Annotated in this window: 7 protein-coding genes; all 7 read right to left on the bottom strand. The window is 68.6% G+C overall.

Annotated features, from left to right (window positions below):
- The coding region (locus VGV37_RS30260; protein WP_326883606.1) for a hypothetical protein at positions 1 to 739 on the bottom strand (739 nt) is incomplete at its 3' end.
- A 102-nt stretch (positions 740 to 841) separates the two neighbouring features.
- A complete protein-coding gene (locus VGV37_RS30265) occupies positions 842 to 1,378 on the bottom strand; it encodes a hypothetical protein (RefSeq protein WP_326883607.1) in 537 nt (178 codons plus the stop codon).
- 11 nt (positions 1,379 to 1,389) lie between these two features.
- Positions 1,390 to 2,679, bottom strand: coding sequence for a hypothetical protein (locus tag VGV37_RS30270; RefSeq protein WP_326883608.1), 1,290 nt, complete (start codon positions 2,677 to 2,679; stop codon positions 1,390 to 1,392).
- 61 nt (positions 2,680 to 2,740) lie between these two features.
- The gene (locus VGV37_RS30275) at positions 2,741 to 4,024 is read right to left on the bottom strand and encodes a DotG/IcmE/VirB10 family protein (RefSeq protein ID WP_326883609.1); all 1,284 of its coding nucleotides are present in this window, start codon (positions 4,022 to 4,024) and stop codon (positions 2,741 to 2,743) included.
- Position 4,025: 1 nt separating this feature from the next.
- Positions 4,026 to 4,955, bottom strand: coding sequence for a DotH/IcmK family type IV secretion protein (locus VGV37_RS30280; RefSeq protein ID WP_326883610.1), 930 nt, complete (start codon positions 4,953 to 4,955; stop codon positions 4,026 to 4,028).
- A gap of 10 nt (positions 4,956 to 4,965) precedes the next feature.
- Positions 4,966 to 5,571 (bottom strand): DotI/IcmL/TraM family protein, encoded by a 606-nt coding sequence (locus VGV37_RS30285; protein ID WP_326883611.1) that lies wholly within the window; start codon positions 5,569 to 5,571, stop codon positions 4,966 to 4,968.
- Between the two features lie 189 nt (positions 5,572 to 5,760).
- Positions 5,761 to 6,576: GcrA family cell cycle regulator (locus VGV37_RS30290; protein WP_326883612.1), on the bottom strand; the 816-nt coding region annotated here is incomplete at its 5' end.

The raw sequence follows: 6,576 nt of genomic DNA on the forward strand, positions 1-6,576 counted from the left end.
AGCCGCACGGCATGTTGTTGGACCGCGGCTCCCGCACGCCACCGATATGGATCACGGGAGGACGCGCCGGCGGCGCCGTGAACGTCCCAGGCCACACGCGCTGGGCCGAGCCGGCGCTGAGCCGTTCATGTAGCAGCCGAGCCTCCCGCAGCCGGTCCTCGCGTTCGTCCCGCGTGACGCTGTCGACATCTTGCGGAACCTGGCCGAGCACGGCGGCCCTCGCGGCATTGGCCGCGGCTTCCGCGGCGGTCCGAGCATGAAACACGCCGAGGACGGGGGCGGCCAGATCCGGATGGCTTACCTCGACGGTAAAATCCGGCAGCCGGTCGGCACAGGCCGAGCAAAGATCTTGCTCGACCCAGCCGCAGCCCTCGGGGCATGCGCAATCCTCCACGCACCCGCACTCCCGGCAGGTCTGAATCCCGAGCGCCCAAAGATCGGGCAACGCCAAGCCATGCCGTTCCGGATCGCCTGAGAGCACATGCTCGCACACCGTGCGGTCGAGAACGCCCACCGCCATGAGGTTCGCGGCCGCGAACCCCTGTCTAGGATAGACACCCATGTCCATGCCGATCGCCCCGAGGGTCGCGGCGATCGCCGCGGCGCCAATGCGGTTCTGGACCTCCGGCTCGAGCCTGGCCCAGGCCTCGGCCGGATCCAATCGCTGCGCGAGAGGTGGAAGCGCGCGAGGCGGCGGCGGCAGTTCGTCGTAGATGGGGTCGATATGGCTCACCGCCATTGGGCGCACTCCTTCCTAGAATTGATCGCCAGCCGTGCCCGTAGTTCAAGAGGGCGGCCGGGGGGTGGCGACGCTGTTGGCGGGCCTGCGGCATAGGGGCGCTCAGGTTTGAAAGATGTTCACGAGCCATTGCGCGATGGTCTGGACGTTGATCAGCATGACGCCGAAGGCGAATTGAATGCCGCAGCCGGTCTGGCCTCGGTTGCTCCGACCGTTGACGACGGCGCGCCAGGCGAGGATGGCGAAAAAGCAGCACATCGCCCCGAAGGGTTGGAAGAACGCCTGGAACAGCTGAACGACATTGACGATGGCGTCGCCGGGCGTCTGGCCCAGCAGATCCGCCGATGGAGTCGGTGCGGTGTAGCTGGTCAGGGCGTTGAGGGTCACTTGCAGGCCCGTGCCGGCGCTGACGTTGGCCTTGGTCAGAAACTTGTCGAAGGTCGCGAACACGCCGCACAGCACCAGCGAGAGGCCCGGGATCCAAGGGCTCTGGCGGAACGGATTGTCCGGCTGAGCCTGTTTCCAGAAGCCCCAGCCGGCAAACAGGAACAGGGCGATCGCCGCCAGATAGCAGAACGCCGGCAATAGTGTAGCGAGGGCGAAGCCGATCGCCGATGCGAAATTGATAAGCCCCTGCATGGCCGGCGCCGCTACTGCAGGGTCCCGTGGTCGGTCACGACCACCCAGGCGGTGCCGCGCTGGGCAATGCTGGTGACCTTGCCGTAGCCGGGCACCGGATCGCCGACCGCGATCTGCAACTGCGCGCCATCGTCGCCGCTGCGGCCGATCTCGGTCAGCATGGCGAGGTTCGGCGAGGCGGCCTGGACACGATAGCGGTGCGGCACCGGGGCGGTGTCAGCCGCGGGTGCTGTCGCAGGCGCAGCGGCCTTGGCCTGTTGGAGCGGCACGGGCTGTACCCGGCCCTGGGCGACCGGTTGTGACAAGGGCGTAGCGGGAGAAGAGCCTCCCATGGCCGCGGCGATCGAGCCCTTGGCTTCGGCGAGTGCCAGGCGGCGGTCATAGTCCGTCAGCTTCGTTTCGACCAGGTCGCCGGTCTTCCGCTGGTCGGCCCGAAGCGCAGCCAGTTCGGCGCGCTGATCGCGAACGAGGGCGCCCAGTTCGGTTACCAGCGACAGGACCTGGATCTCCTGGGGGGTGCTCAGCGGACCGGGCTTGAGCGATGCCGCGGTTGCCGCCGGGTCGGCGGGCTTCGTCTCGACAGGCTTGGCATCGACGTGTTTGCCCGATGGCGCCGCACCGGGTTCGGCGGGAGCGGCGATCGGTTCGTGTTGGGTTAGGGCGACCGGATTGGTGGTCGGGCCGACTGGTACGGTGCCTTCGGGTGGCGGTGAAACGGCCGCGATCTTGGCCGGTGCCGCCGCATCGATGGAGGCGGGCGGGGACGGCGAGACTGCATCGGGCGAGCCGGCTGCCGGCGAGTTGACGCCTGGCTGTGCGAGGCCGTGTTCCGCAGCCGGGTTGACCCCGGGCTCGACCGGGGCTTTGGGGGCGACCCCATCGTGCAGCGACAGAAAATCCTTCACGACGGCCGTCTTGGGCTCGCTCTTCGCCGGCGGGCGGATCGCTTCGGACTCATGGTCCGGATGCGGCGCAATCGCCAGGGATGCTGCCGGGGCGACCGGCTTCTGGGTCGGGTGAGCCGGACTGTTCGCGGCTTGAGGGGCCGCCGGCGCCTGAGCAGGGCTACCGGAGGCCAGATAGATGCCGCCGGCGACGGCGACTAGCGCCAGCGCCGACACGCCGGCGATCAGCGGCAGACGATGGTGGCGCGGGGAGGGCGCCTCGACCGAGGCGGCGCCGATCCGGTCATCGGGGCCTGGCGTGAGCGGTGCCGCGTCTTCACCCGGCAGGGCGGCTTCAGGCTGGCCGTCGGTCCGAGCGGAGAGCAGGTCGGAAGCGTCGAGAGCGTGAGAGGACATGATGCGATCCCGCATGGTTCATCTTCGACCAGGATGACGCGGGCGGGAGCGAACGCCGGGGCTATTCAGGCTCGCGCAGATCGCCCAAGAACATGATCCCGACATTGGCGTTGGCATCGAGATTGATGGTCGGACCCTTCGGCGCCTCCTGGGCCAGCGCCGACCCGACCTGCTGAGCCGCGGTGCCGGCAGCGACGCCGGCCTCCTGGCCGATATGGAGCTTGGTGACGCCGGTGACGGTGCCGGTCAGCGAACTGACGCTCGACGTCGTATTGCTCTGGGAAATCGCCTGGCCCAGGCCCTGGACGAAGGCCGCGGCCGCCGGCAGTAGGAAGCGCTCCACGTAATGTTCGTCGACGCTCGAGGCCACGGCGGTCTCCATCGTGTCCGGCGCGATGACGATCGCGTTGGCTTCGAGCGTGCGCCCCTTGTGCGCAATGCTGCCGACGCGGACGACGAGCCGATCGTAGCCGTTCTTGGAAAAGGTCGCGGTCATGCGATCCCCGGCGATCGGACCGGAATCGGCCTCGAGCACGAGCGGGCCGCCGGTGTCGGAGTTCACCGCCAGCACTGTGTGGGCATAGATGCCGCGGCCGGCCGGGATCAGGAGCCGCCCGGGCCTGGCTTCCGTGGCGGCGGGGAGATCGCCTGGCTTGGTCGTCGGACTGGTCGCAGGGGCGTGGCCGGTCCGGACGCCGGCGGTGGGACCGTCACCCTCGCCGTCGAGCGGCACGACGATATCGGTGCGCGGTGCCGATCCATTCCAGCTGGCGAGAAGCTGGTTGATCGCGGTCTTGTAGGCCTGCTGGACCTGTGGATCCTGCGAGGCCGTCGCGTGCGGCGCCGGGGCGGCGGCGGTCTGGTTATAGTCGACCGGCATAACAGATGCCGCCGCCGGCGCCACGTGCGCGGGGGCGACCGGAGTCGGTCGCGGCACCGGCATGACCACCGGTTGGTGGGGTTGGGCGTCCGGAGCGGTGACGTCTGGGGGATCCTGGGACTGCACGAGCTTGAGCGGTTGGCTTGCCGGCATCGGCGGCGTGTAGGATTGCCCGGATCGTTCCGCCGCGGCGGCCCGCTCCTGCGCCGCCCGTAGCGCTAGCGCGTCCTGGTGCGGGTTGCTCTGGGTGCCGCCGGGCAGCGGATTGATGTAGGGCATCTTTGCCGTCTGCGACGGCGCCGGCTCCGTGTGATGGATGAACGAGGCGCCGACCACGAGCGCCAGCATGCCGACGGCGGTGCCGGCGATGATCAGCACGCGCCGCGGTCCGCCCCGGGACGCGGCATTGAACGGGCTGCTGCGCACGAAGCCCGGCAGGGGCACGCGGAATGGAGAGAATCGCATGTCAGTCTTCCTTGAGACCGGCCGAGACGGTGCGGCCGCTGGCGGAGAGCAGGACGACCGGCGTCGAGGGCACGGCATAGACGGTGATGCCGCCTTCGCCGCTCTCCGACGCGGTCCACTCGGGGGAGAGCAAGGTGTAGCGGGTGCGCAGATAAACCCGGTCGCCGAGCCGCCAGGCGCGCAGCTCATCGGGCGAGACCCCGGTGACGGCGAGCGGCGCCGCATCCGCCGGCGGCACGCCTTGCAGCATCCCGGTCAGGAACGGCGCGCCGGTGTCGGGCGCGCTCGACTGGCTGGCCAGTTGGGTCTTGGCGTTCGGCCCCCGGTCGGCGACCCGGATGCTCAGGTCTGCGTCATACCGGCCGCCGCCGCCGACCAGCAGGAACGTCACCGGCTTCGGCGCGCCCTGCAGGGTGACGACCAGGCCACCGCGCGGCTGCAGCGACATCGGTGCGAGCTCGAGCACGTTCGAGCCCTTGACCGGCGTGCAGGCGAAGAAGCCGACCGCGGCGACCGCCGGGCCGCCGGCGTTCGGGGCGGCGTTGCAATTGCTGCCGCCGGCGACGGCGGCGGGATTGCTGTTCGTGTCCCACTGGATCGGCCAGGGCTGTCCGGTGCTGTCGAAGAACGACAGCACGGTCGGATAGCCCTTGACCGTCTGGAGGATGCTCGTCGCCTCGCCGGGGGAAAACGACACGTTGATGCGCCGGCTGATCGGCGCCGCCATCTGCGTGCCGGCATCCTCCTCCGCGCGCTTCACATCGCCATAGCGCCGGCCGAGATCGCGGATCATGTCCGGTGTCAGCGGGATCGCGTTGTCCGCGGCGGTCGCGGCCGTTGCCGCCGCATTGCCGGGCGGCGGGTCCGCGCGCGCCGGACCGCTCAGCACGATACTCGCGGCGAGCGCCAGGAAGACTGCACTTCTAGACACCGATGGCTCCTTAATGGGCGGTTGCGACGAGCCGGTCGATGGCGAGCCCGTCGGGGAAGGCGTCGTCGTTCACCCGGACGACGGTCGCCGACATGATCAGGTTCTGGGTGCTCTGCTGGTTGGTGTTCTGGCAGGTCTGCGTGAGCGGGAACTGGATCTCATAGGCCAGCGCGCCGGCGACGAGACTTGTCCGGCTCACGATCGCGGCATGCTGCTGCTGGGCGTAGCAGAGCAGCATCGCCTTCTCGATCTCGGCGAAATTGCCGCTTTTGAGATAGCTGTCGGCGAAGGATTGCCAGCCGTTCTTCGAGAAATGCCGAGCCGCCGCCGCCGTCTGCTCGCGATAGTCATGATAGTTGATGTTGTAGGGCGCCAACACCGACGAAACCGTCCAGTTCAGGAGTTCGGTATCGTCGACGATCGGACTGTCGAGCGCCGCCACGGGACGCGGCGGGTTCTTGCCGTCGAAGACATAGATCTTCGTCTTCGGCGGGTTTGCCCAGACATAGGCGTCGTGGATCAGGAAGGCGACGACAAGCAGCGCCATGATCAGCACGAGCCCGATGCTCTTGTTGACCAGGGTCGCCTGGAAATCCGGGTCGGAAAGTCTGCGCATGACGGCTGCCCGATGGTTTTGCATGAGACCGATCCTCCGCAAGCCCCACGCGAATGGCGAGAGCGCTCCAAAAACGAGGGTGGCGGGCACCCGCCCGTCTGGAGGGCAGGCGCGCTAGATGCGACAAAAGCGCGCGCACCTGAAAATGTGCTTTGGGTTCTGGCGTCGTCGGTGCAGCTGCCGCCCCGCTCAGGCGTAGCGGCCGTCGAAGCTTGCCAGGGTCGCTTCACGGCCGGCTTTGGAGCGATCCCGCTGACTTCGGCAGCGATCGCCCCAGAAAATGCGGTGGAAATGCCGGCAATAGCCCTCGACCATGTCGCAGGTCTTGATATTCTTGAGCGCGACCGCCTCGTCGTACGGCGGCCGGTTGCCCCGGCGGCGCTCCGGGATGTCGGCGAGGGGGATTTCCAGGAGTGTCATCCGGCTCCGCACCGTCGCGGTGGACATCGCCATGGCTTCGGCGATGTCCCTGTAATACTGCCCGGCCCAGACCCGCAGGCTCAGCTCATGCTCCAGTTCCGGGGTCCAGGTTCGCGTGAACGCGGTTTTCTGCTTGCCGATTCGGGGAGCGCCGGTCACCGGCGCGAGGACTTCAAGCCGAGGCAGCAGATCGAGGCCAGCCTCGTGCCGAGCCGTCTCGATGCGGCGCGAGAGATCCTGCGGGAGCGCGAAGGGTGAAGGGGCCGGTGCGGGCAGCCTTTCGATGAACCGCTCGAGCGAGGGATAATCGTCACGGACATCTGCTGCAGGCGATGATTCGGGATGTTGCCGGCGCGCCTCGATCGCCGCGGGGGCGCGGCACAGCAGCTTGCGCTGGCGCCTTGGCAGGCCGAGCCGGCGGGCCTTCGAATAGACGGCGCCTGGCGAGCGGCCGAGTTGTGCGGCGATCGCGACTCCGGTCAGGCCTTCGATCCACCACGCGATCAGCTGTTGAACGTCACTGCCGATCCAGGGGGTTTTGCCCGAAGGCTTGCGCAGCGGCCGTTCGTGCGGTGTCCGGAGATC

This window comes from Aliidongia sp., from assembly GCF_035943795.1.
Classification (GTDB): Bacteria; Pseudomonadota; Alphaproteobacteria; order ATCC43930; family CGMCC-115725; genus Aliidongia.